We start from the raw sequence: 24,956 nt of genomic DNA on the forward strand, positions 1-24,956 counted from the left end.
TGCTTGGTAACAATAGCGTTTTGGACCCACCTGACCCCATGCCGAACTCAGTAGTGAAACGAAACAGCGCCGATGATAGTGTAGCATTTGCTATGTGAAAGTAGGACATTGCCAGGCTCCAAATTTAGTCGAAGGACTTAAAACTTAATAATTAAAATAAGAAAATTGAAAAGAATTTTCTTGGTAACAATAGCGTTTTGGACCCACCTGATCCCATGCCGAACTCAGTAGTGAAACGAAATAGCGCCGATGATAGTGTAGCATTTGCTATGTGAAAGTAGGACATTGCCAGGATCTAATTAAAGAAAGCCCGACTAGAAATAGTCGGGCTTTTTTACGTTTGCAGGAAAGTGATTTAGCAGTGAGATTATGCTGGCGGGCAAAGACAGCGCCAATCATTAAGATCATTTTATTGTTTTGAAAAACTCGCAAACTCACTATAAAACTTGCGTTTAGGCCTCTACCTATGCGATAAGATTATTATATTTATCATACAAATAGTGGGGCTTCATGGCACGTAAAAAAACAACTAAATCAAAAGGTTCATCAGGACTCAATCGTAAAAACAGTGAAAGCTTCATAGTTAAATTTAGTAATCATGCTGATACTCAACTGTGTGCTTCTGGTTTGATGTATAAAGTAATAGATGAGATCTCTGGTGTGCGAGTAACTGACACAGATACCGTGGTCATCAATCAGCGTATTATGCTTGCTGATGGCAGCGTAATAGCTGATAGTTATAAAGCTGGAATGCCTGAAGTATTTACCTTAGATGAGGCAATCGAAGGATTACGAGAAGGTATTTTATTGATGTCGGTTGGTTCTCGCTATGAATTTGTAATTCCTGCAGAGCTGGCGTGGGGACGCAAGGGGAATGGTGGAAAAATAGGAGCTAATGCCGTTCTACATTTTGATGTGCGCTTAATCCGTTTAGGATGACCATTATGCTATTGTTAAAAGTACTTTTCTTTAATGTAAGAGGGTTTTATGCCGCCATTTTCTAGTCGCGTTTATTTATTACGCCATGGCGAATTGATTGAGCAAGGAGTCTTGGCCGGACAGACAGATTTTTTACTCAGTGAACTTGGCCGTGCGCAATTACATCAAGCGTGCAATGAGCTAACTAATATTGAGCTTGTACAAAGTTCGACTTTGAAACGTTGTAGCGAATTTGCCAGATCTTTTAGCCATGCCCAGCAAATACCACTTTTTCTGACCGATCAGCTCCGAGAGTTTAATTTTGGTGATTGGGATGGCTGTAAATATGATGATTTGTGGCAACAGACGGATCCTCCTAGTCTTGGCGATTTTTGGCAAAGCCCTTGGCAAGTAACTCCTCCTCATGGCGAAAGTATGAGAGATTTTTATCAGCGAATAGCAACGTGGTGGCAAACGTTACTAATTGATATTGCAAGTAATCACACTCAAGCACAATTAGTTTTAACGCATGCCGGAGTGATCAAGCAACTATTAGGTATTATTTGTCAGTTACCAAAAGAGTCGAATCAGCAAAACATATTTTCAATCGGTTATGGGAAGCTTATTTGTATTGATATTTACATAGATGATAGCGATAAAGCATGGCCCAGAATTGTGTTTTAAAAGACTATTTTTAGCCGTCTAGAAAGATATTAATTGAAATATTTACTCACCCGCCCATAATAGAGCCTTATGTATTTTGGAATGGGGTGTAACTCCTCAACTGTTCCCGCAACTGTAAGTCGCAAGCGCGATAAGTCAGATACAAAATACGTTAATTTATTACCTATTGAGCGGGCTAACTCTTCTATTATCACCATGATCATAATGGTTTGTAGTGTATTGGGTTTAGCTATTGCTAGAGAGATAACACATTGCAAATACCAGCAGTAATTGATCCCCCTTTACTTGAAGTAGCTAATTTATCGTGGTCGGTGGCAAATACCGCCATTTTGCACGATATTAATTTTGCAATAAAACCAGGCCAGTTTATCGGTTTGTTAGGGCCTAATGGCGCAGGTAAATCAAGTTTATTGCGTTGTTTATACCGTTACACTAAACCAGTGTGCGGTGAGGTTATATTTGCAGGGAAAAATATTTGGCAGCTAAGTGCGGATGAATATGCCAAGCAAGTTGCTGTGGTGCTGCAAGAAACACCTTCGCAATTTAACCTATCGCTTTATGATGTAGTGAGTCTTGGCCTTACGCCGCATAAAAGCTTATTTAGTTCGACAACTAAAAATGATCAACAAATTATTTTTCAGGCGATTGAGCAAGTTGGCTTGAGCCATCATTTACAGCAATCGTTTGATTCCCTTTCCGGTGGCGAGAAGCAACGCGCATTGATAGCACGTTCAATTGTACAAAGCCCTCAATTATTAATTATGGACGAGCCTACCAGCCACTTAGATATTAAATATCAAATTCAATTAATGGAGTTGGCTAAATCGCTAAATGTAACGGTATTAGCGTCGTTCCATGATCTTAATCTTGCAGCAAGTATGTGTGATGAACTACTGGTGATAAAGCAAGGTGAGTTAGTTGCAACGGGTAGCCCAGAATATGTCATCACGGAAGAAATGCTCAGCGAAGTATTTGGTGTCTGTGCCGAAGTCTCGGCGCATCCACAGAGTAAACAATTAAATAAGGTCATTCCGCGTATTACCTATTTTTACGGTTATCAAGGTGGTGGCGTTGATGCAAAAAAATAATTATTTTGCAGTCAGCGTGGCGTTATTCTTTGCCTTGTCGAGCATTTTTATAGCACTTAGCTTTGGTGCTGCGGCCAGTAAATTCATTGATGTATACCACAGTATTATAGGTCAGGGAGATGACTCCTTTATAGCGCGGATCATATGGCAACTGCGAATGCCACGAACATTGTTGGCGTTTTTAGCTGGCTCTGGTCTAGCTATTGCTGGTTTAATTTTACAAACCGTAACCCGTAATCCGTTAGCCGATCCTTACTTATTTGGTATTTCATCGGGAGCCTCATTTGGTGTGGTATGTTTTATGACACTAACAGGAGTCAGCGCGGGAATAACAATGTCGGCCGCGGCATTTGTTGGTAGTTTATTGACTATGTTATTACTGGTTTTTATTGCCGGACGAGCAGGTCGCGGACAAGTTGAAAGCATGCTCTTGGCTGGGGTCGCTTTATCCTTTTTATTCAGTGCCTTTACCAGCTTACTTTTATATTTTAGTGATCCGCAGGCGATCACGGCTATTTTATTTTGGACGCTAGGCAGCTTTGCTCGCGCACAATGGTCAACGTTATGGTTACCCGCTTTAGTTATTATTAGTTGCACCGGGCTGATGATGGGTTTTCGTCGGCAACTAAATGCAATGTTACTAGGTGATGAAAGTGCTGCAACTTTAGGAATACCGGTACAGCGGTTTCGGTTATTAATGTTGGTATTGAGCTCATTGATCACTGCAGTGTTAGTGGCGATGTGTGGTGGTATTGGTTTTGTTGGTTTGATGATCCCGCATATAGTACGGTTTTTTGTGTCGCAAGGCACTATTACTGGTTTGATCATGACGGCTTTAGTTGGCGGTATATTTATGGTGTGGGTTGATGTGCTATCGCGTGTTTTACTTGCAAATCAAGAATTGCCAATCGGTGTTATTACTTCTGCAATAGGCAGTATTTTCTTTTTATCGTTACTTTATTTTCGCAAGCGAGAGAGTTAGTCAGATGTTTAATATACCCACAGTAACTAATCAATTTGGTCACCTCATCATTGATAAGATTAACCAAAAAACTAAACCGCTTGGTGCACTTGGACAGTTAGAACAATGTGCAATACAACTGGTTACTTTGTTTAGCCAAAAAGTGGCAAGCGAAGATGCTTTTAAAACCTTTGCACCTGCAATCAATAAGCCTACTTTGCTGGTATTTGCAGGAGATCATGGTGTTGCTGCACAAGGGGTATCGATAGCGCCCAGTGATGTCACCTCACAAATGGTAGCTAATTTTGTCAGCGGTGGTGCCGCTATTAATGTCTTTTGCCAACAGTTAGGTTGGCAATTAGAAGTGATTGATTGTGGTATTTTGCATCCAGTCACAGCGCCAAGTGTCCATAATTGCCGTCTAGGAAGTATAACAAAGCCACTTAATACAGACATGGCAATGAATACCGCGCAGGTACAGCAAGGCTTTAATAATGCTAAACAGCTGGTGCAGCAGCTCAGTCATAGTGGTTGTAATACAATTGCCTTTGGCGAAATGGGCATAGGTAATACCACTAGTGCAGCAGCGATTATGGCAGCTATGCTGAATTTACCTGCACAGCAGTGTGTTGGCAAAGGCACGGGTGTTAGTGATGATATTGTTACGCGTAAAATAACAGTTGTAGAGCAAGCGCTGGTATTGCATCAGTTACATTTAGCAGATCCTATTTCACTACTTGCAGCGTTAGGTGGCTTTGAAATTGTGCATATTACGGGAGCTATGTTGGCTGCGGCTGAGCAAGGCATGGCTGTAGTAGTTGATGGCTTTATTTGTAGTGCTGCGGCAATGGCCGCAATTAATATTAACCCAGCAGTGAAAGATTATTTAATTTTTGCACATTGCTCAAATGAGCAAGGCCATCGACTGATGTTAAACGCACTCGATGTTAAGCCACTGCTGCAACTTGATTTACGCTTGGGTGAAGGCACTGGCGCTGCGTTAAGTTTACCATTATTGCAAGCCGCACTTGGTTTTTATAATCAGATGGCTAGTTTTGCTGATGCTGGTGTTAAGCAGGTTGTCAGTTAATGCCTAACCCAGAGGCAAATAAAGTAACGCAATGGCAGTTACTGTTATTAGCAATTAGCTTTTTAACCCGGCTACCGGTGCAGTTGCGCTTTAATGTAACCGGTGCTCATTTAAATCAAGCAAGTCGCTATTTTGCTTTAGTGGGTTTACTGCTTGGTGGATTATTAGCACTCAGCTACGGCGTTTTTCAATTACTGTTACCAGCATCAATAAGTGTATTACTAATGATGGCGGTCGGGTTGTTATTAACAGGCGCATTTCATGAAGATGGCTGGGCCGATGTATGGGATGGTTTTGGCAGTGGTTGGCAGGTGTCGCAAAAGCTTGCCATTATGAAAGACAGTCGTCTTGGTACTTATGGTGCAGCGGCATTACTTATTATGCTGCTGGTTAAATTTCAAAGCCTACTCTTTCTTAGTGAGTCATTGATTACTGTATTGAGTGCAGTTGTTATCGGGCAATGTGTAAGCCGAGTAGTGGCAACCAGTTTAATTATGGGGATGGAGTATGTAAGTGAGGATGCGACTTCAAAAGTAAAGCCGCTTGCTATGCACCTATCGGTCACTAGTTTAGTTACGTTACTTGTAACCGCCGCTACTTTACTGGTTAGCTTGATTGCTGTTGGTGTATTGTTATGGCAAACCGTATTCATTCTTGTAGCAGTATTACTGATCCTAAGAGTCATTTTGATCCGCTGGTTTAAACAGCAGTTAGGTGGTTACACTGGCGATTGTTTAGGTGCGGCGCAGCAGCTAAGTGAAATTGCCATTTACTTAACTTTCGTGAGTGTATTATGAACGCTAACCACACATTTATTTTAGGCGGCGCACGCAGTGGAAAAAGCCGCTTTGCTGAACAGCTTGCACAGCAAAGCAATAAAAGCGTTATTTACCTCGCAACGGCGCAAGCCCACGATACTGAAATGCAAGATCGTATAGTCCATCATCAACAACAGCGCCCTGTAGATTGGCCGTTAGTTGAGGAGCCAATTGCATTGGCTGAGGCGTTACAAACACACAGCAGCAAAGATAACTGTATTTTAGTTGATTGCTTAACCTTATGGTTAAGTAACTGTTTATGTCACGCCACAAGTGATTGTTGGGATGAACAGAAATCAGCACTACTAAATACCCTTGAAAATTTACCGGGGCAAGTGATTTTTGTCAGTAACGAAGTTGGCCACGGTATTGTGCCTCTGGGCGAGCTAAGCCGCCGGTTTGTAGATGAATCAGGCTGGTTACATCAAGCCATTGCCGCAAAAGCTGCGCGAGTTGAATTTATAATGGCAGGTCTTGCCTTAACACTGAAAGGGCAGTCATGATGAAAACATTAATGGTACAAGGTACGACTTCTGATGCAGGGAAAAGTACTTTAGTTGCAGCATTGTGCCGGGTATTTGTTGAACGCGGGATCAAAGTTGCTCCATTCAAACCGCAAAATATGGCCTTAAACAGCGCTGTAACAGAAGATGGCGGCGAAATAGGTCGTGCGCAAGCACTTCAGGCGATTGCAGCTAAAGTGGTGCCACGGGTTGATTTTAACCCCATTTTACTCAAGCCCAATAGTGATACTGGCGCTCAAGTGATAATTCACGGTAAAGCCATTAGTAATATGGAAGCAGGTGCTTATCATGATTATAAAAAAGTCGCGATGGATGCGGTACTGGCTTCGCAACAGCGTTTAAGCGAAGAGTTTGAGCTACTGGTAGTTGAAGGTGCGGGCAGTCCGGCTGAAATTAATCTACGTGCGGGTGATATTGCTAATATGGGTTACGCCGAAGCGGTTGATTGCCCCGTGATCATTATTGCAGATATAGATAAAGGCGGTGTGTTTGCGCATTTGGTCGGTACTCTTGCGCTATTAAGCGAGTCAGAACAAGCCCGAGTAAAAGGCTTTGTGATCAACCGTTTTCGTGGCGATATAGGCTTATTGCAAGGTGGCCTTGATTGGCTTGAAGAGTACACCGGTAAACCAGTTTTAGGGGTGTTGCCGTATTTACATGATCTCGCCCTCGATGCTGAAGACGCGGTAGCGATAGATAATCAAGTAAGCCAAGCAAAAATAAAAATCGCAGTATTGCTACTTCCTCATATTAGTAACCACACTGATTTTGATGCGCTGCGTTTAAACCCGCAAATTGACATTAATTACATTCGCCATACTCAAGCAATTCCACACGTTGATCTGATCATCATTCCTGGCAGTAAAAATGTTATTAATGATTTAGCCTTTTTAAACAATGAAGGCTGGGGCGAGCAGATTCAGCGTCACTTGCGTTATGGCGGTAAGTTATTAGGTATTTGCGGAGGTTTGCAAATGCTCGGCACAGATATTTATGACCCTGAGGGTGTGGAATCAAGTAAAACACACTGTAAAGCTTTAGGGCTTGCTGATTTTGCCACTCACTTAGGGCAGCATAAAGTACTAACTCAAGCTGCTGGTGTGATCCATCTTGGCGGTCAACAAGCAAAAGTCGCAGGCTATGAAATACACGCTGGTTGCAGCGCTGGCCCAGCATTTAAAAAGCCTTTTTTACAATTTACTCAGCATCCACAGCATGTTAGGCAAGATGGCTTTATATCAGATGATGATTGTATAGCAGGTACTTACTTACATGGCTTATTTGATAGCAGTGCAGCTACGCAACTAATACTGGATTGGGTATTGCCAAATAGTGGTATTACCCAATTAATAGATATAGACACACATCGCGAGCAGCACTTAACGCGCTTAGCCACGATGTGTAAAGAACATTTAGATTTAGACAAAATAACGCAAATTTACCAAAACTGGGAAGGAGTTAATCATGAGCGACAAGCACCAACAACGCCAACAAAAAGTAAAAGATAAAGTTGATGAGCGTATAGCCGCAGCACAAACTGAGAAAGGTGTTTTTCAGGTGATCACCGGTAACGGTAAAGGTAAATCAACCTCAGGGTTTGGCACGGTAACACGTTGTGTAGGCCATGGCATGAAAGCTGCTGTGTGCCAGTTTATTAAAGGTACTTGGCCGTGTGGTGAGCGTAATGTATTGCAAGGCGCAGGGGTTGAATTTGCCATTATGAACACAGGTTTTACCTGGGAGACGCAAAATAAAGAATCAGATACCGCAGCGGCGCAAGCGACTTGGCAAGAAGCAAAACGTATGTTGGCTGACGAATCAATTAATTTAGTATTACTTGATGAAATTACTTATATGATCACCTACGGCTACATTGATTTAGACGAAGCACTCGAAGTGATCGCTAATCGTCCGCCAATGCAATCTTTAATTATTACTGGCCGTGGTGCGCACCGCAAGTTAACTGACTTAGCTGATACTGTTAGTGAAGTGCGCAATGTTAAGCATGCATTTGATGCTGGTGTTAAAGCGCAAATAGGATTTGATTATTAATGGCTACGCTTAGGCTTGTACTCGTTTTATCGCTGGCTCTGTGCTGCTTTAAGCTCGTGGCTGATCCTAACAAGCAGCAATTAAGAATTATCGCCTTGGCCCCGCATATTGTTGAAAACCTGTATACCATCGGCGCTGGTGAGCAAATCGTGGGAACCGTGGAATATGCTGATTTCCCTGCTGCGGCCAATGATATCCCACGTATCGGTGGTCACCAAGGTATTCAAATAGAAAAGCTACTGGCCCTCAAACCTGATTTAGTTTTAGCATGGAAAACGGGTAGCAAAGCTGAGGATTTAGCACGTATTAAAAGTTTTGGTATTGATATAATTTACAGTGACGCCAGTGAAGTAGATAAAGTACCCAATGAACTGCGCCGTTTAGGTGAGCTTACTGGACGTGAGCAATCAGCCGAGCAAGCCGCACTTGAATTTGAGCAAAAAATTGCTGTAATCAAAGCCAAGCAGCAAGGTAAAAGTAAGGTCGCGGTATTTTACCAGCTATGGGCAGAACCGATGATGACGGTGGGTAAAAATACCTGGATCAATCAGTTAATCGAAATTTGCCAAGGTCGTAATGTATTTGCTAGCAGCCGAACTGATTACCCTCTGATAAGTATTGAAAATGTGATCGTGGCAAAACCAGAGATAATTATATTGCCTAATGAGAAGTCACAAGCGCAGCAAACTGTGATTGATTGGACACAATGGCCCGAAGTACCCGCGGTAAAGCACCACCAGTTTATTAGCGTCAATGCTGATTTACTACACCGTTTTACCACGCGTATGTTGGATGGTCTTGCTGATATGTGTACTAAAATAGATGATTCACGCGTTGCAATTAAGGAGGCACAATGAGTGATTGGCAAGACTTTTTAAAAACCGAATGTGCAAAAACTTATATGCAGCAGACGTTGGATACAGTTGCTCAAAAGCGCAGCGAAGGTATTGCTGTATATCCGCCAGAGCAGTATGTATTTAGTGCATTTGATGCAACACCGTTAAGTAATATAAAAGTGGTTATTTTAGGACAAGATCCTTACCACGGCGAAGGACAAGCACATGGTTTGTGTTTTTCGGTATTACCAGAGGTTGGTAAACTTCCCCCCTCATTAAAAAATATCTATAAAGAGCTGGCTACAGATATCGATGGTTTTCGCGTGCCTACGCACGGTTATTTACAACGCTGGGCAGAGCAAGGGGTGTTTTTACTTAATACCGTACTGACTGTTGAGCAAGGCCAAGCCCATTCCCATAAACACTTAGGTTGGGAGCAGTTTACCGATAAGGTTATTGCCCATATTAATCAACACTGTGAAGGTGTGGTATTTATTTTATGGGGTGCTCACGCACAAAAGAAAGGTAAAGGCATTGATAGTACGCGTCACCATATTTTAAATGGCCCGCACCCATCGCCGTTGTCTGCGCATCGTGGCTTCTTTGGTTGCCAGCATTTTTCCGCAACCAATCAGTTATTAACACAGCAAGGGCAAACAGCGATCGATTGGCAAGTTTAGGAATTGTAGATGCTAGGTTATCCTGCGCAGAATATACGTTAACTGATATAAACAAAGGCCCTTACTTTATCGGTAAGGGCCTTTTAGTTGGTTAGTAGCTATTGCGAAATTAAAAATCTAATTCATCAATCGCAATATTGTCTGTAAAAAAGTCTAGTTCCTGTAGTTCTTTACGTAAACGTTGCTTGTCTTTTAAAGCTTCGATTTCGCGCCATTTTCTCTTTTTATTTTTCTGAGAGGTCTTTCTTGTTGTATCAGGACCTTCTAATATCTCTAAAATATCGTCTAGGCTATCCATGAACTTCTCCTATTGAATTTTTTGAACCTCGAAAATACCTATACCACAGGCCACACTAAAATAGAATAAAAAAGTGACATTTATGTTACAGGTAAGTGATAAATTAATGAATAGAGATTATTTTCAGGCATAAAAAAACGCCGCAAATGCGACGTTTAATTTAAACGATAAAAGCGATTACATTGCTTTAAAACGCGCTTCTAGTTGCTCTTGTGCATCAGCAAAAGAACGAATACCTTCAGCTAGTTTTTCTGTCGCCATGGCATCTTGATTATGTAACCAACGGAACTGAGCTTCAGTTAGTGGTGCAGGTTTAGGCTCTTTAGTAATATCACTTTCAAGTAAATACTCCTGTGCACCTTCAAGGTTGCCTAGCTCTTCTAAAAGGTTAGGACTGATGGTTAGTTTATCGCAACCAGTTAGTGCGATGATTTCACCGGTGTTACGGAAACTTGCGCCCATAACAACCGTTTTATAATCATGACGCTTATAAAATTCAAAAATACTGCGTACTGATTGCACGCCTGGATCTTGTAATGGATCAGTTGGTTTTTCTAAGCCGTTAGCAACGTGCCAATCTAAAATACGGCCAACAAATGGTGAAATCAAAAATACGTTAGCATCTGCACAAGCACGGGCTTGAGCATCACTAAATAGCAGCGTTAAGTTACACTTAGTACCTTCTTTTTCAAGTTGCTCTGCGGCTTTAATACCTTCCCACGTTGAGGCAACTTTGATTAAGATTTTATCTTTGCTCACACCTTCTTTTTCATAAAGGCTTAGTAATGTGTGTGCTTTAGCAATTGTTGCTTGAGTATCAAATGATAAACGTGCATCAACTTCGGTTGAAATATAACCCGGCACAATGTCACTGATCTCTTTACCTAGTAATACAGCAAAGTAGTCACAGGCTAGTTCTAATTGTTTAGCAGCGTCTTGCTCGGTTTCTTTAGCATAACTCCACGCTTTATCTAAATACGGCTTATAGGCTTCAATTTCACTGGCTTTTAATAGCAATGAAGGGTTAGTTGTTGCATCTTCCGGTTGGTGTTTTTTAATCGCTTCAATATCACCAGTGTCGGCCACGATAGATGAATGTTGTTTGAGCCTTTGTAGAGCTGAAGTCATTTGCTTTCCTCATTCCAAGCAAGTTAAAAGAAAATCTACTGTAACTACCTTATACTGCAGCACTGTGACAGCGCTTAATAGGTCTTATGTCCGTATCAGTGAAGAACGAAGGTGCATAGCATAATTTGCTGTGCGAATAAGGTAGGTATCATACCAATCAATTCTAACTAATTGATATAAACAAAACGTGCTTTTCGTTTCATTTAATGTTGAAATTGACATTAAATAATTTCCAAGTCAATAGCTAACTATGATCACTGTTATTTCACCTGCAAAAAATTTAGATTTCGAGAGCCAAGCAAGCACTGATAAATTCACGCAACCTGAGTTACTTGAGCACAGCGAAGAGTTGATGACGGTGTGCCGCGAATTAACGCCGGCACAAATTGGCAGTTTAATGAAAATTAGCGATAAGCTTGCAGGCCTTAATGCTGCGCGCTTTAGTGAATGGTCGCAACCGTTTACTACCGACAACGCTAAACAAGCCGTGATGGCTTTTAATGGCGATGTATATGGTGGTTTAGATGCAAACAGCTTAACTGCCGGGCAACTTGATTACGCGCAAAGTCATCTACGTATTTTGTCAGGCCTTTACGGGTTATTAAAACCACTTGATTTAATGCAAGCGTATCGCTTAGAAATGGGCACTAAGCTTGATAACAGCCGTGGTAAAAACCTCTATGAATTTTGGGGCAGTATTATTGCTGATAAACTAAATAGCGTACTCGCTGAGCAAGATAGCCAATATCTAGTAAATTTAGCATCAAACGAGTATTTTAAAGCGGTTGATAAAAAAGCCTTAAACGCGCAAATCATTACTCCACACTTTAAAGACTGTAAAAACGGCCAATATAAAATTATCAGCTTTTATGCTAAAAAAGCTCGCGGCTTGATGGCTCGCTACATTATTGAGAATAAAGTTACCCAGTTAAGCGATTTAAAAAAGTTTACTGTTGATGGTTACTACTACAGTAGCGAAGCGACCCAAAAAGAGCTGGAGCCAGTATTTCTAAGAGATGAACAAAACTAGTTATTAATCTGTTTAAAAGCCATGCAATGCATGGCTTTTTAGTTTTGGCGCTTATTTTGCAATAACCTGAGACTATTTATAAAATAATCAAGGTTAAGCAATGCTAAAAATACCTTCTATCAGCGATGCCGAAAAACTTATTGAAGAAAAACTCGGTGGCTGGTTTGATGTCGTAATAAGTCATATACCTAATTTTATAGTGGCGGTGATCATCGCCATTGTTTTCTCAATTCTCGCGCGTTTTTTAGGTTCGATGATGCGCAATGTTTTACGCCGCTCGTTAGACTCCCAACAAATTGCAGACTTAATGGCATCGATATTCAAGATGATAGTACTGTGTGTTGGGTTATTTGTTGCCCTCGATTTTATAGGGCTAAAAGGCACTGTAACGTCATTACTGGCTGGTGCTGGGATTGTTGGTCTAGCAATTGGTTTTGCCTTTCAAGATATGACAGAGAACCTAATCGCTGGTATTGCTATGGGTATTCGCAAACCCTTTAAAACAGGCGATGTTATAAAAACCGATGATGTTTTTGGCAATGTGCGCTCAATAAATTTGCGCAACACGCTTATCGAAAACTTTTATGGGCAATTGATTTTAGTGCCTAACAAAATACTTTTTCGTAATGTATTACGTAATTACAGTACCTTAGGTGTACGCCGCATTGAAGTGCCGGTGGGCATTTCATATGGTGATGACCCAGAGCTGGCAGCTGAGGTGATAGTTAAAAAAATCAATGAATTTGATTTTGTAATTAAACAAGACGAAACCGCTGTTTATGCTGAAGGGTTTGGAGACAGTAGTGTCAACTTACTGGTGTGGTTTTGGATAAAATACCCCGGCGAGGCAGACTTTATGACCGTACGCCATAAAGCAATTGTGGCAGTCAAACAAGCGCTAAGTGACGCTGATATTAGTATTCCATTCCCAATTCGCACCCTTGATTTTGGTATTAAAGGCGGTGAAAAACTCGATGCGATGATCACTGAAAAGCGCCAGCACTCAGAACAATAAATGGTTCTATCAACAGGTAATATTTACCTGTTGATAGTGCTAATTTACACAAATTTACAGCTGGTAATACAGTTGTTGATTTGCGCATATTTACCAGTATTAAGTTTTCTACTGATAGACAGCAACAATAAGAGTAAGATAAGTGCATGTTTATTTATCCCTGTATAAGGAAATTACAATGAAAAAACTCCTATCAATATGTGCGTTTTCACTATTAATATTAACCAACCTCAGTTATGCAGAAGAGCAAGCAACCAGCCCAGTTGAAAGAATGTTCTCAGTAATGGACATGGATAAGCAGATGACCGGTGGTTTTGAAGCTATGTTGCCGGTTATTGAGCAAATGGCGGCACAGTTAAAATTGGATGCAGCGGCGAAAGAAGAGCTGAAAAATATTTACCGAGATTGGTTTAAATATGATTTTGATCAGCAAGTAATTTTAGCTGAATTGGTTGAAGTCTACTCAGAGAATTTCACTGACAAAGAAATCAATGAGTTAACCGCCTTTTATGAAACACCCACAGGGCAAAAGTTTCTAGCTAAATCACCAGAATTGATGCAAATAGGTGCGCAGTTAGGTATGCAAGAAGGGCAGTTAAAACAAGGCCTACTGCTTGAAAGACTGCAACCATTTATGGCGAAGCATCAAAACAAGTAAAAGGCAGTGGTCATAGTTTAGTTATCGCTAGCCGATTATCTACTGCACTTATTAGACACGAGCTAAAACTAAGGCTAGTGTCTAATAAGTAAAGTCGAAGGTAAAATTAATGAATAACATTAAAGTGAGCAATGAAGAACCAAGTAGCCCATGTATTCGGCATTGTTGTTTGGATAAAAACGATACCTGTATCGGTTGCTTTAGAACCCTTGATGAAATTCTCGCGTGGCACAGTGCAAGTCCTGCACAAAAGCTGCAGGTTCTTAATGAATGCCAAAATCGCAAAAACGCGCAACATAAATAATCACTTTGTAGAGCAAACTGCAGTCTGAAAAAGCTAACCCCAAATTTCAAGATTAGTATAAAAACCGTATACTAGTTTTTACTGCTCTGTACTGCCCGTTAATAAACACTCCAACACACACAAAGAATAAGTTAGCGATATACTCGTGCCACTGCATTTGGCTAAGCATCCATAATCGATGGTGTTTTTGAATTTTTGATTGCATACGTATTCAATTTTCATTTTGTGAGAACCTCTCTATTGTTAATTCTTTGTAAATATAGAATGCCTATTACTTGACAACACAACGGAACACACAATGAAAATTAAAAAAATAGTAACCACTATTGGGCTAAGCATTGCCCTAAGTGCTACGTCGATTGCAAATGCAACACCAACAACATTCGTCCATCTATTTGAATGGAACTGGCAAGATGTAGCCCTCGAATGTGAACAATACCTAGGACCTAAAGGCTATGCAGCGGTACAGGTATCGCCGCCTAATGAACATATACAAGGCAGCCAATGGTGGACGCGTTATCAACCTGTCAGTTACCTATTGCAAAGCCGAGGCGGTAACCGCGAGCAGTTTATTGATATGGTTAATCGCTGTAATGCCGCTGGCGTTGATATTTATGTAGATACTTTAATCAATCATATGGCTGCAGGCAGTGGTACAGGTACCGCTGGTAATACCTATGGTAATAAACAATACCCAATTTATAGCCCACAAGACTTTCACACCAGTTGCGCCATTAATGGCTCTGACTACGGCAACGATCGTTACCGAGTACAAAACTGTGAGTTAGTTGGACTAGCAGATTTAGATACCGCTGCAACGTATGTCCAAAACACATTAGCGGCTTACATTAATGAATTACAAGCCATTGGTGTTAAGGGGTTTCGGTTTGATGCCTCTAAACATGTTGCAGCCAGTGATATTCAAAGTTTAATGGCGAAAGTGAATGGCTCGCCAGTGGTCTTTCAAGAAGTAATTGATCAAGGTGGCGAGGCTGTTGGTGCCTCTGAGTATTTAGCGTCAGGTTTAGTTACGGAGTTTAAATACAGCACTGAACTTGGCAATACCTTTAGGAATGGCTCGCTCGCATGGTTAAGTAATTTTGGTGAAGGGTGGGGGTTTATGCCAAGTGCATCAGCTGTAGTATTTGTAGATAATCATGATAATCAACGCGGTCATGGTGGTGCCGGTAATGTAATTACCTTTGAAGATGGCCGCTTGTACGACTTAGCAAACGTATTTATGTTGGCTTACCCGTATGGTTATCCAAAAGTAATGTCTAGTTACGACTATCATGGTGACACAGATGCTGGTGGTCCAAGCGTACCTGTGCATAACAACGGTAATTTAGAATGCTTTGCGAGTAATTGGCAATGTGAGCATCGTTGGGCATACATTGCAGGTGGCGTAGATTTTAGAAATAATACGGCTGATAACTGGGCAACAACCAATTGGTGGGATAATACTAACAATCAAATAGCATTTGGTAGAGGAAGTTCAGGGCATGTTGCCATTAATAAAGAAGGCTCAACACTCAATACCACCGTGCAAACAGATATGGCTCCAGGGCAATACTGTAACGTGCTCAAAGGAGCGCTGACTAATGATGCAACAAGTTGTACTGGTGAAGTTATTACTGTTAATGCAAATGGCACTATAAACTTAAATGTAGCCGCGTGGGATGCAATGGCTATTCATAAAAATGCCAAGTTAAACACTAACTCAACCCCTGATCCTCAGAGTGATTGGCAGCGAACTGTGATATTTATTAACGCACAAACGCAAACTGGCCAAGATATGTTTATTCGCGGCGGGATTGACCATGTTTATGCAAACACAAACCTTGGGCGTAACTGCCAAACAAGCAACTTTGAATGTGCTATGCCAATTCGCCATAATAATTTGCAAAGTGCCACTACCAGTCCTTGGAAAGCAAACGATAATTACCTAGATTGGTATGGTATTGAAACGGGCCAAAGTATTGAGGCGCAAGGGACCGCAACCGATTGGACAACTAATATTTGGCCAGCAACTTGGGGAGCAGAAAAAACCGTTGCTAATGATGGATTTGGTGTTACACCACTGAATATTTGGGGTGAACATTATTGGCTGCTTGATGTTGATATGGATTGCAGCAAAGCGGTTAATGGATGGTTTGAGGTAAAAGCGTTTATTAAAAATGGTCAGGGCTGGGAGGGCAATATCGCGCAAGCAAACCCCCCTTATGCTAGTACTAATCATGTTGCTCAATGCGGCAAAATTAATAAATTTGAGTTTAATAATTCAACGGTAGAAATACGCAATTTCTAATTTTATTACAGATAAATCCCAGCTAAACCATAAGTATGCGTTTAGCTGGGATTTGTAAGTCGCTATTATTGCCAAAATGAATTTTGAGCTTTATGGTCATTAGTAACTTTGCGTATCTGCAAATTAGATAAACAGTTATCTAATTACGATTTACTATTAATGCTTGATTAAGTGATTGAATGTAAATAAAGTTAGTTCTTTTTTGATGTTTGAATAGAAAGAGTAATTCTAAATACTCGTTAGCTTTTAAATAATGTATAAGTGCTATAAGTTGAGTGGTTTAATATAACTTACTTAGGCATTATTAAATTGTATACAATGAGTTAGTTAACTATGTCATTTGGGCTAGACAATCACTCCTCTGCGTAGATTTGTTCGCTGTTGCGCGCGGCAATATATTTTAAAGGGAATTAAGGTATCTGGATGAAAGAAATCATGGTTTATGGAACAGTTATCCTTTGTTTCTTTTGTTATGGTCTTTGGCCTTTTATCGCATCAGCTTTACTGGTGTTTATTTCTGATGACCCAACTTTAGATATTATCAGTTTAGTTATTTGGTCAATTGCTGTTACGATCCAAATAATTGCTATGTGGCAAATATTTAAAAGAAATTCAAAAGGATTACATTTGTTTTTCTCTGTAGTTTTTCTTTACGTATTTTTATATGCGGGTGATTCACTTATCGTTTCATTAGAAAGTAACGCTGTTTTTTCATTTTCAAATATTATAAATAAAGCTATATATCCATTGTTCGCTGCATGGGCTTTGTATTTTAGCGATGCCAAAGATTTCTTTATTAAACCAACTGAGAGTTAGTAATGAGTAAGTGTAATAATTGTAGTGCCAGTATTTCTTTTATGGCAGTTTTAAACACCATGAATCCCTTGAAAGTAAAGTGCTCAAATTGTAAGGAGCCAGTGCGAATTGATAAGGTTAGTGGCGGTATTGCAGCCCTAATTATTTCATCTATTGCAGTGACTATACTGGCGATGTTTTACGGTTCACCAAACTATTGGTTAAAAATAGTTCTGCCTGTAGTGGTAGCTGCCGAGATCGGATATTTTGGCCTCATTAAGTTTGGTATCGTTAAAATTAAAGCAGTTGAGTAAATCATAAAAATTCATCTGTAGATTAGTGTTTCTCACATTTGTGTTAAACGCATAAAATTGCCAATTAAACTCAGCAGTGAGTTTAATTGCACTAGCGATAACACAACAAAGCAGTTCTATTTCTATTAAATACCTTATTGTGCATTGCGGTGTGTTGGTGATGTTTTTATATGTTGAGCAAGCACAGTAATGCTTATCTTGTCTTTAAATAGTAGAGCCTTGCAAATCAATTTTTAATCTTCTATCTAGCTACTTTAACCTGCATTTTATTTTCAATAATTGCCACACCTTGGGTGTTTTCTAAAAACTTTTGTGCCAGTGCGCGTTCAAAGCCGGTTTCGGTTAGACCATAAATGGCTACTTTGTTGCCATCAACGTGTACTCGCAGTTGCGAGAGGTTTAGGTTTGGATTGCTGCGCAGTTTATGAATTATAGTCTGTTGTAATGTCGGTTGAGGAGAAACGCTGCTGATCATAATTGTACTAGTGGCTGCACTGACTTGCGTTGCGCAGGCGAGTAAAAGTACACAGCAAAGTGATACCAATGATACAGTTAATTTGAAGCGGTCCATGATTTCCCTCATAACATCTATTGTATGTGTTTAGTGAATAGTAAGCTTACTGTTACAATATTTATTCCAACTTTAACGCATTGAAATTGAAGGGGTATTTTAAGTTCGGGTAATGTTTTTGGAATTTTTTACATTCAACTGAGTAAAAAGTACGGCGATTAGCTAACTAATTTAGATTTGTAGTTGCTGTTTAGCGCAGCTCAGCTATAGCGATGCAATATATTTTTTGTTAAGTGATGGTCGTAGCTGCAAGTTTGTAATGAGCAAGCTAAATGGGGATCACAAGATAACTAATTTGCATGACTGCTATGAGAGGGTTTAATAACTTACTGCGAGTAGGTAAAACTGAATGTAAAAAGCCGAGACTATGATAAGTCTCGGCTTTTTATGTGGCGTTAAAGCAGATGAATTATTTCTTTTTCTTGGCTTTAGCTTTGGCCTTTTTACGGGCTTTGATTTTTACCGGATCTTTATGTTTTTTGATTGGCGCTTTAGCTTCTTTATGACGCGGCTCAAATCCTTTAACAACACGGCGTTTAAGGCGCAGCTCAATGTAGCGTTCAATTTTGGCTAATACTGCAATGTCATGGGCTTCTACTAACGAAATTGCAATGCCTTTCTTACCTGCGCGAGCAGTGCGGCCAATACGGTGAACATACACGTCTGCTGTGCGTGGCATATCAAAGTTGATCACATGACTAATATCAGCCACATCAATACCGCGGGCGGCAACATCAGTCGCAACTAATATTCTTGTACGGCCACTGTGGAAATTTTCCATTGCCTTCATGCGTTTGTCTTGTGGCATCTCGCCACGTAACCAGGCTGCGCGCACCCCAGCATTGGTCAGCTCGCCGACTAATGTTTCTAGGCGATCACGGGTTTTAACAAACACAATAGCTTTGCTTAAGTCTTCACTGTTTAGTATTTCAACCAACATTGCTAATTTATGGTTGTAATCATCAGCAATGTGTACCCATTGGTGGATTTTAGCTTTTTCTTTACGTGAAGATTCAGCTTCTAATAGGGCTGGATCTTTTAAAATTTGCTCTGCAAATCGTTCAACGCTATCGCCTTCAAGAGTGGCTGAGAATAAAAAGCACTGACGACGATTTTTTGCTTCTTCGCAAATACGCATCATTTCTTTACGAAAGCCCATGTCTAACATGCGGTCTGCTTCGTCTAAAATAAGCATCTCGACGTTTTCGGCATGAAAGTTTTCGGTTTCTAAATATTCCATTAATCGCCCTGGTGTGGCGATTAATATATCGTTATTTTTTTCAAAAATTTCTTTATGCGTACCGTAGTTAATACCGCCAGTAACAACACCAATTTTAAGGTTAGTGCCTTTAGAAAGTAGTTCACACTGTTCATGAATTTGATAAGCTAACTCGCGCGTTGGAGTCATGATCAAAACACGGGCAAAACCAGGCTCGCGACGCGGGAAATCAAGTAAGTATTGAATCGCCGGGATCAAAAATGCCGCTGTTTTACCAGTACCGGTTGGTGCAGAGGCTAAAATATCACGGCCTTGCAGCGCTTCAGGGATCGCTTGTTGTTGAATGCTAGTTGGGGTTTCGTAACCCATTTTAGCAACGGCTTGTAGTATCTTGTTATCAATATCAAAATCAGAAAATTGCATAGAGTGTCAAAAATAGAGGACAATTGCTGGTAATTATACGCGCTATCCGCCAGTTGGTGAATGAAAAGGTGAAAAAATGTCAGGCTTTGTGTTTAAACAATTTAAAGTAGCGCAAACGCGCAGTGCGATGAAGGTCTCGACGGATGGAATTTTACTCGGTGCATGGGCTGACTTAACTACTTCACAGCGGTTACTTGATATTGGCACAGGTACTGGGTTGTTGGCATTAATGTGCAAGCAACGCAAACCAACTATGCAGGTTAATGCTGTTGAAATTGATGCCAATGCATGTGCTGATGCGCAGCAAAATTTTACAAATAGCCCATGGCCAGATATTACACTGATGCAAAAAGCTATTCAGCAAGTAACCACCACAACTGAGTTTGATGTTGTGATCAGTAACCCTCCGTATTTTAATGCCAGTTTAAAAGGGCAGGACTTAGCTCGTAATACCGCACGTCATACAGATAGCTTAAGTTTTAGTGAGTTAATCACTGCATTCAAACACCTTAGTCACCAAAATGCTTTTTTAAATGTGATCCTACCTTGCCCAGAAGCGCAGTTGTTTATTGCACAAGCGCAATTACAAGGTTTGTATTTAGTGCGCCATTGTTTAGTACAAACTACTGCCACTAAAGCGCCGAGTAGGAGCTTAATGTGCTTTGCTTATCAGATGCAAGAATGCGAGCTGACCAGCTTAACGATTCATGGTCAAGGGGCTCAATATAGCGATGAGTATATAGCTTTATGTAAAGACTTTTACTTGAAAATGTAATCATCATTGAATAAAAGGTACATTTATCGCACACTGATGAAAAACCTCGGTGATAGATATGGATAATCAACTACCTAAACCTTTTATTTTTGTACTTTCCTTAGTGCAAGGCATTGTTCTTACTTTGTTATATCGTAGTGTTGAAAATCAGCTATGGCCTGCGACAGAGCCAGTTTGGTTGTTTTCTTTAGTTACTTTTACCATTAGTTTTGTGCTACTGACTTTACTTGCTGTAGAGCAAGCTAATATTAAAAAACTGCTTAGTTACTTGTTACCATTTAGTCTGTTGTTATCACTCCTTGGTGCTTATATTGGTGCTCAGCAATACCCTATTGCGCTGGTTAATAACGATGCTTTAACGGCCATTTTTATATTCACAGCCTTAATTGCCAGCTTTAAAGCACTTATGTATATCCAACAACTGATTGATAATGAAGCAATTAGTTATAGCCAATTATTCAAGCTCTCATGGCGTAACTTTATTTTATTTGCAGAGTGTTGGTTATTCGTTTTAATTTTCTGGGGAATTTTGCAGTTAGGAGCGGCGCTATTTAATGCGTTAGAGATTACATTTTTCTCTGAGCTACTCAAAAAAGACTGGTTTTGGATCCCAACTTTAACCTTAGCGTTCGGTTTTGCCACGGTGATCTTTAGAGGGGTTATGCATATAGAAGATAACATCTCATTTTTATTGCAAACCTTGATTAAGTTTTTACTGCCAGTACTTACGGTTATTTCTTTAGGCTTTTTAGCGACGCTACCGTTTACGGGGCTAGATAAATTATGGCAAACAGGCAGTGGTAGCTCGTTAGTTTTATGGTTACAGGTACTCACTTTATTTTTTGTGAATACGGTTTATCAATACGCTGCTGATCAGCGACCTTATAAAATTGTAATACATAGGTTAGTATTTTTTGGTATTGCTTTATTACCAATTTACAGTGTGATTGCCGCTTATGGCATTTGGCTTAGAGTTGAACAATACGGGATCACGGTGGGTCGCTGCTGGGCTATTTTAGTGTGTCTTTTACTTGCGTGTTTTTCATTTGGGTATTTAGTCGGGATCGTTAAAAAGCGCGATGCATGGCAACAAGTGCAAAGCAAAGTTAATATTGTGATGGGAGTAGTGATTTTAATATTTATGCTACTAGTGAACTCGCCAGTTTTGAATTTTCAGCGTTTATCTACCGAGAGTCAAATCGCGCGCTTAAATGAAGGTGACGTGAGTATTGAAGAATTTGATTATTATTACTTCTCAAGTAATTTAGGACGCCAAGGCTATCTTGCAATGCAAAAGTTACAAGCGCAAATTCAGAGTATTCATCCAGAGCAAGCAATGATCATTGAGCGAATGTATGTCAACCCAGATAATCCAGAGTTTGAGGCTTTAGCCGAGCAAACATCAATAACAGAGTTTGTTACGCACTCGATGTTTTGGCCTAGGCGGCAGGTGTTTTCGGATGAGTTAATTCAGGCTGTATTCGAGAGCTTACATTTCAACCGCTGGACACCGCTTAAAAGTCATTCATTTTATTTTATCGCCATAGATTTAAATCAAGATGAACAACTCGATTATGTATTTATAGATGAAACGAATCACTCTACTGAAGCTAATCTGTGGTTGCATGATGGCACTCAATGGCAATCAAAATACATGACTATCGATAATCCCGAGCAAATTAAATTACTAAAAACACTGATTGATGCAGATAACATTGAGGTTGCACAACCCAAATATAATGATTTGAAAATTGGCGATGTGCTGTTTAAAGTCAGGAGTAATATTGATTACTAAACAGGGTTTAAGGTCAGAGTGTTCAAAATATTAGTTGGTAATTCAATATAAAGTTCAACGCTATAACGTTTAGCGTAATACATTGAATCACCAAACTAATAAATATTGTTAGGCTAAGTAACAGCAGGAGCATACAGAAAATTATTCTGCTATAGCTCCTGGTATTTCTGTAATTACAGCCAGGTACAGGCTTTAATTGGCATCAAATAACTCAAATATTCGGTTGTCACCAGGAGCCGTTTTTACCACTTGCAACAAGGCATTTGCCACGTTTTCACGGCTGACTTTTGCATCTTTACGTTCACTTGGCCGTTGTGTGGTGATTTGCAATGAAGCACTGTCGTTGGTAAGTGAACCTGGGCGTACAATAGTATAATTTAGGCCGCTATTGATTAGATGTTCGTCAGCCATATGTTTAGCAACTAAGTAAGGTTTTAAATCGCTTTCTGTTGCATCAAGATCATCTGCGCCAATTGAACTGACCATAATAAAGTTTTTTATATCATATTGCTTTGCATAATTTACGGCTTTAACCGCAGCCCATAAATCAATTAATAATGTTTTATCATCGCCGGTATTTCCGCCAGAACCGGCAACAAAAATTACCTGTTCGCAGCCTGCAAATGCTTGGCTAAAGTCACCCTCGAGATCTTGCTCGGTCACGCTGAGGTAGGGACTGCTTAAATCGCTTAACTTATTTTTATCACGTACGAGAGCAACAACCTGATGCTGATCATTAAGTAGTAACTGTGTCGTTATTTTACCAATCTGGCCACTTGCGCCTATGATTAATGTTTTGCTCATCATTAACTCCTTCAAAAAATAGCTAAATTGCTCACTGTGTTTATAGACCTTGGGGGAGATATTTATTTTTAAAGGGCTAGAACCAATTTATCATTTAAATCAGAGTATTTAGTTTTCATTTTTGTAAAGCTGACTTTCAGCTGATATCGACTAACCTTTATTTAATAAGGTCACACATTTGGAGCGTAAAATGACGGTTTCAGCAATACCAAAGGGGTATCATGCAATTACTCCTTACTTGATAATTAACGGTGCAGCAAAAGCAATCGAGTATTATGAGAAGGTATTTAATGCCCAGCTCATTATGCAAATGCCGCTGCCAGATGGCGGGATTGCTCACGCAGAAATTAAAATTGGTGATTCGCATATTATGCTTTCAGATATGTGCCCTGAAGCGCATTTTAAAAGCCCTGATGAGCTTGGCGGAACGCCTGTGAGCTTAATGCTTTACGTTGCAGATGTAGATGCCGTATTTGCTAATGCGGTTGCCTTAGGTGGTAAAGAAATACGCCCAGTTCATGACCAATTTTACGGTGATAGGGCCGGTACATTGCAAGACCCATTTGGCCATGTATGGACAATAGGCACTCATAAAGAAGACCTCAGCGATGACGAGATTAGTCAACGCATGGTTGATCTGATCAGTAAAGAAGAAGACGCATAAATTATAGTGGCTGATATCTGATCTCATAGTTTTGAAAAATAGGTTTATATTTCATCTGAAAGACAGCTATGAGTAGTTTTTAATGTGAGTGTCACTTTTATTTTATGTGCTTTATTTTCTTGCATTTATAAGTCGTGTTTGTTTTTTCAACAACTCGCGGGGTTATTTCTTGTATTTTACAACAACAAAAAAACAACAAATATAAATCTCTTGATTTACATTTAGATACAGAGTTAGACTAAAAGTATTAAAAAACTCAAAGGGTTTACTGTCTGCAACTCGCGGGTTTAGATCCTTTGAATAAGCTGTTACATGGAGTAAGTCATGGCTTGGTTGCCAATGTATTTAGTAGAAGAAGATTTAAAGAGCTTGTCTGACTTCCTTCGTTCCGAGAAAAATATTTCACTCATTAAGTCTGTTGGAGAGGGTCATTGGCAGGCATTTAGTGAATTTGAAATAAACGAACCCGGTCGTTACTGCCTTTTTCATTCAGAAGCAGGGCCGCTCCCCTTGCTAGCAAAAAATCACGACGAGGCTGATGGCGAGATAGCTAATCCATTTGAAGGGTGGCAAGAAGAGCGCGCAGGGGCAAACCCAAGACAGCCATATTTTGGTGCTGGTCATCCTGCAATATTCTGGCTCAATGCTCGACTAAAGGTTGAAGGCAAAGTAGGAATGTCCTCGTTCGAATGGATTGGAAATCATTACGCACAAATAGGTCGTCCTGCACCAGACGCTGCAAAAAAGTGGTGGGGGCGACTGGGGCGATGGGTAAGAAAACAATCTTTTAAAGTCCCGCGGTCTGGAGCTTTAGATGGTAATGGCAAGGAAATTTGGGCATTTAGTAGCGCAATGTTGGAGTTTGAATCAGGAGTAGACCGTGCCAACAACCCGTAAAATCCATGTAACAAACGGCTGCACCGGACAAATTTCCGCTGTCACCTTTTTTGCTTTGCAAAAAAGTCGCCATCAAAAATTTGCTCGGTGAGCCGGGCGTTGAGGCTGTAGAATTACTCTTTCTAGGAACTGATTTTACATATTCGGCTTGATTGTTTTCTAACCTTGAATCTACCTGTCCGCTGTGATCTAATAGATATTATTCACCCACGGTAAATTGTTATGGCCAACTACAAGCCAGACTTATCCTGCCAAAATAAATTCATTCCAATCAATTTTGCTGAGCAAATATTGCCAGGTACATTTG

Annotated in this window: 27 protein-coding genes, 2 rRNA genes and 1 riboswitch; of the genes, 24 read left to right on the forward strand and 5 right to left on the reverse strand. The window is 40.2% G+C overall.

The genetic code is table 11. The annotated features are described in order from the left end of the window. Window positions 1-2 precede the first annotated feature (2 nt). The 13 genes from rrf (H5203_RS19950) (at window position 3) to ung (ending at window position 9,651) form a co-directional block, all read left to right on the forward strand. Window positions 3-117 (forward strand): 5S ribosomal RNA (gene rrf / locus H5203_RS19950). Window positions 118-179: 62 nt separating this feature from the next. Next, window positions 180-294 (forward strand): 5S ribosomal RNA (rrf, locus tag H5203_RS19955). A 216-nt stretch (window positions 295-510) separates the two neighbouring features. Then, window positions 511-939 (forward strand): FKBP-type peptidyl-prolyl cis-trans isomerase, encoded by a 429-nt coding sequence (locus tag H5203_RS19960; RefSeq protein ID WP_145242894.1) that lies wholly within the window; start codon window positions 511-513, stop codon window positions 937-939. Between the two features lie 48 nt (window positions 940-987). Next, window positions 988-1,602: a histidine phosphatase family protein gene (locus tag H5203_RS19965; RefSeq protein WP_182758765.1), complete on the forward strand. Its 615-nt coding sequence runs from the start codon at window positions 988-990 to the stop codon at window positions 1,600-1,602. Window positions 1,603-1,642: 40 nt separating this feature from the next. After that, a riboswitch (cobalamin riboswitch) is annotated at window positions 1,643-1,768 on the forward strand. Between the two features lie 85 nt (window positions 1,769-1,853). Further along, window positions 1,854-2,690: an ABC transporter ATP-binding protein gene (locus H5203_RS19970; protein ID WP_220493306.1), complete on the forward strand. Its 837-nt coding sequence runs from the start codon at window positions 1,854-1,856 to the stop codon at window positions 2,688-2,690. Beyond that, window positions 2,677-3,672 carry an iron ABC transporter permease gene (locus H5203_RS19975; RefSeq protein ID WP_149983396.1) on the forward strand — a complete coding sequence of 332 codons (996 nt, stop codon included), beginning with the start codon at window positions 2,677-2,679 and terminating at the stop codon, window positions 3,670-3,672. Before H5203_RS19970 ends, H5203_RS19975 begins: the two co-directional genes overlap by 14 nt. A gap of 4 nt (window positions 3,673-3,676) precedes the next feature. Next, window positions 3,677-4,741, forward strand: coding sequence for a nicotinate-nucleotide--dimethylbenzimidazole phosphoribosyltransferase (gene cobT / locus H5203_RS19980; protein ID WP_149983397.1), 1,065 nt, complete (start codon window positions 3,677-3,679; stop codon window positions 4,739-4,741). After that, window positions 4,741-5,538: an adenosylcobinamide-GDP ribazoletransferase gene (locus tag H5203_RS19985; RefSeq protein WP_182820165.1), complete on the forward strand. Its 798-nt coding sequence runs from the start codon at window positions 4,741-4,743 to the stop codon at window positions 5,536-5,538. The genes cobT and H5203_RS19985 overlap by 1 nt, the downstream gene beginning before the upstream one ends. Further along, the gene (gene cobU, locus H5203_RS19990; protein ID WP_145242903.1) at window positions 5,535-6,062 is read left to right on the forward strand and encodes a bifunctional adenosylcobinamide kinase/adenosylcobinamide-phosphate guanylyltransferase; all 528 of its coding nucleotides are present in this window, start codon (window positions 5,535-5,537) and stop codon (window positions 6,060-6,062) included. The genes H5203_RS19985 and cobU overlap by 4 nt, the downstream gene beginning before the upstream one ends. Beyond that, window positions 6,062-7,591, forward strand: coding sequence for a cobyric acid synthase (locus tag H5203_RS19995; protein ID WP_182820172.1), 1,530 nt, complete (start codon window positions 6,062-6,064; stop codon window positions 7,589-7,591). Before cobU ends, H5203_RS19995 begins: the two co-directional genes overlap by 1 nt. Next, window positions 7,548-8,135: a cob(I)yrinic acid a,c-diamide adenosyltransferase gene (gene cobO, locus H5203_RS20000; RefSeq protein WP_182820166.1), complete on the forward strand. Its 588-nt coding sequence runs from the start codon at window positions 7,548-7,550 to the stop codon at window positions 8,133-8,135. The genes H5203_RS19995 and cobO overlap by 44 nt, the downstream gene beginning before the upstream one ends. Next, complete coding sequence (locus tag H5203_RS20005) at window positions 8,135-8,992, forward strand: cobalamin-binding protein (RefSeq protein ID WP_145242907.1); 858 nt, start codon at window positions 8,135-8,137, stop codon at window positions 8,990-8,992. The genes cobO and H5203_RS20005 overlap by 1 nt, the downstream gene beginning before the upstream one ends. Further along, complete coding sequence (ung, locus tag H5203_RS20010; protein WP_145242908.1) at window positions 8,989-9,651, forward strand: uracil-DNA glycosylase; 663 nt, start codon at window positions 8,989-8,991, stop codon at window positions 9,649-9,651. Before H5203_RS20005 ends, ung begins: the two co-directional genes overlap by 4 nt. 109 nt (window positions 9,652-9,760) lie before the next feature. Here the strand turns inward: ung and H5203_RS20015 are convergent, their stop codons facing one another. Further along, complete coding sequence (locus tag H5203_RS20015) at window positions 9,761-9,949, reverse strand: DUF3545 family protein (RefSeq protein ID WP_145242910.1); 189 nt, start codon at window positions 9,947-9,949, stop codon at window positions 9,761-9,763. A 177-nt stretch (window positions 9,950-10,126) separates the two neighbouring features. Further along, window positions 10,127-11,077 (reverse strand): transaldolase, encoded by a 951-nt coding sequence (tal, locus tag H5203_RS20020; protein ID WP_182735812.1) that lies wholly within the window; start codon window positions 11,075-11,077, stop codon window positions 10,127-10,129. 250 nt (window positions 11,078-11,327) lie between these two features. On the opposite strand from tal, the gene yaaA reads away from it, so the two are divergent. The 7 genes from yaaA (at window position 11,328) to H5203_RS20055 (ending at window position 17,501) form a co-directional block, all read left to right on the forward strand. Next, window positions 11,328-12,107 (forward strand): peroxide stress protein YaaA, encoded by a 780-nt coding sequence (gene yaaA, locus H5203_RS20025; protein ID WP_149983400.1) that lies wholly within the window; start codon window positions 11,328-11,330, stop codon window positions 12,105-12,107. 100 nt (window positions 12,108-12,207) lie between these two features. Beyond that, window positions 12,208-13,122: a mechanosensitive ion channel family protein gene (locus tag H5203_RS20030; RefSeq protein WP_145242916.1), complete on the forward strand. Its 915-nt coding sequence runs from the start codon at window positions 12,208-12,210 to the stop codon at window positions 13,120-13,122. Window positions 13,123-13,300: 178 nt separating this feature from the next. After that, the gene (locus H5203_RS20035) at window positions 13,301-13,780 is read left to right on the forward strand and encodes a DUF2059 domain-containing protein (RefSeq protein WP_182759994.1); all 480 of its coding nucleotides are present in this window, start codon (window positions 13,301-13,303) and stop codon (window positions 13,778-13,780) included. Between the two features lie 109 nt (window positions 13,781-13,889). Next, window positions 13,890-14,084, forward strand: a complete 195-nt coding sequence (locus H5203_RS20040; RefSeq protein WP_145242920.1) for a DUF1289 domain-containing protein — start codon at window positions 13,890-13,892, stop codon at window positions 14,082-14,084. Between the two features lie 298 nt (window positions 14,085-14,382). Further along, a complete protein-coding gene (locus H5203_RS20045; protein ID WP_182820167.1) occupies window positions 14,383-16,392 on the forward strand; it encodes an alpha-amylase family protein in 2,010 nt (669 codons plus the stop codon). 423 nt (window positions 16,393-16,815) lie between these two features. Further along, window positions 16,816-17,208, forward strand: a complete 393-nt coding sequence (locus tag H5203_RS20050) for a hypothetical protein (RefSeq protein WP_182820168.1) — start codon at window positions 16,816-16,818, stop codon at window positions 17,206-17,208. Window positions 17,209-17,309: 101 nt separating this feature from the next. Continuing rightward, window positions 17,310-17,501 (forward strand): hypothetical protein, encoded by a 192-nt coding sequence (locus H5203_RS20055; protein WP_145237732.1) that lies wholly within the window; start codon window positions 17,310-17,312, stop codon window positions 17,499-17,501. A 241-nt stretch (window positions 17,502-17,742) separates the two neighbouring features. Here the strand turns inward: H5203_RS20055 and H5203_RS20060 are convergent, their stop codons facing one another. Next, the gene (locus tag H5203_RS20060) at window positions 17,743-18,072 is read right to left on the reverse strand and encodes a BON domain-containing protein (protein WP_182820169.1); all 330 of its coding nucleotides are present in this window, start codon (window positions 18,070-18,072) and stop codon (window positions 17,743-17,745) included. Between the two features lie 409 nt (window positions 18,073-18,481). Beyond that, on the reverse strand, window positions 18,482-19,714 hold the full coding sequence (gene srmB, locus H5203_RS20065) for an ATP-dependent RNA helicase SrmB (protein ID WP_182820170.1): 1,233 nt from the start codon (window positions 19,712-19,714) through the stop codon (window positions 18,482-18,484). 76 nt (window positions 19,715-19,790) lie between these two features. Between srmB and H5203_RS20070 the strand changes: the two genes are divergently transcribed. Together H5203_RS20070 and H5203_RS20075 are read left to right on the forward strand one after the other, a co-directional pair. Beyond that, window positions 19,791-20,489: a tRNA1(Val) (adenine(37)-N6)-methyltransferase gene (locus tag H5203_RS20070; protein WP_145237721.1), complete on the forward strand. Its 699-nt coding sequence runs from the start codon at window positions 19,791-19,793 to the stop codon at window positions 20,487-20,489. A gap of 58 nt (window positions 20,490-20,547) precedes the next feature. Beyond that, the gene (locus tag H5203_RS20075) at window positions 20,548-22,284 is read left to right on the forward strand and encodes a DUF4153 domain-containing protein (protein ID WP_145237718.1); all 1,737 of its coding nucleotides are present in this window, start codon (window positions 20,548-20,550) and stop codon (window positions 22,282-22,284) included. A gap of 192 nt (window positions 22,285-22,476) precedes the next feature. Here the strand turns inward: H5203_RS20075 and H5203_RS20080 are convergent, their stop codons facing one another. Beyond that, a complete protein-coding gene (locus tag H5203_RS20080) occupies window positions 22,477-23,088 on the reverse strand; it encodes an SDR family oxidoreductase (protein WP_182820173.1) in 612 nt (203 codons plus the stop codon). A 190-nt stretch (window positions 23,089-23,278) separates the two neighbouring features. On the opposite strand from H5203_RS20080, the gene H5203_RS20085 reads away from it, so the two are divergent. After that, complete coding sequence (locus H5203_RS20085; protein ID WP_145237712.1) at window positions 23,279-23,752, forward strand: VOC family protein; 474 nt, start codon at window positions 23,279-23,281, stop codon at window positions 23,750-23,752. Between the two features lie 324 nt (window positions 23,753-24,076). Then, entirely contained in the window at window positions 24,077-24,649 is a 573-nt protein-coding gene (locus H5203_RS20090; RefSeq protein ID WP_182820171.1) for a hypothetical protein, read from the forward strand. Window positions 24,650-24,956: the final 307 nt, after the last annotated feature.

Origin of the sequence: Pseudoalteromonas sp. SG41-1 (assembly GCF_014164575.1) — a bacterium.
GTDB classification, from domain to species: Bacteria; Pseudomonadota; Gammaproteobacteria; order Enterobacterales; family Alteromonadaceae; genus Pseudoalteromonas; species Pseudoalteromonas rhizosphaerae.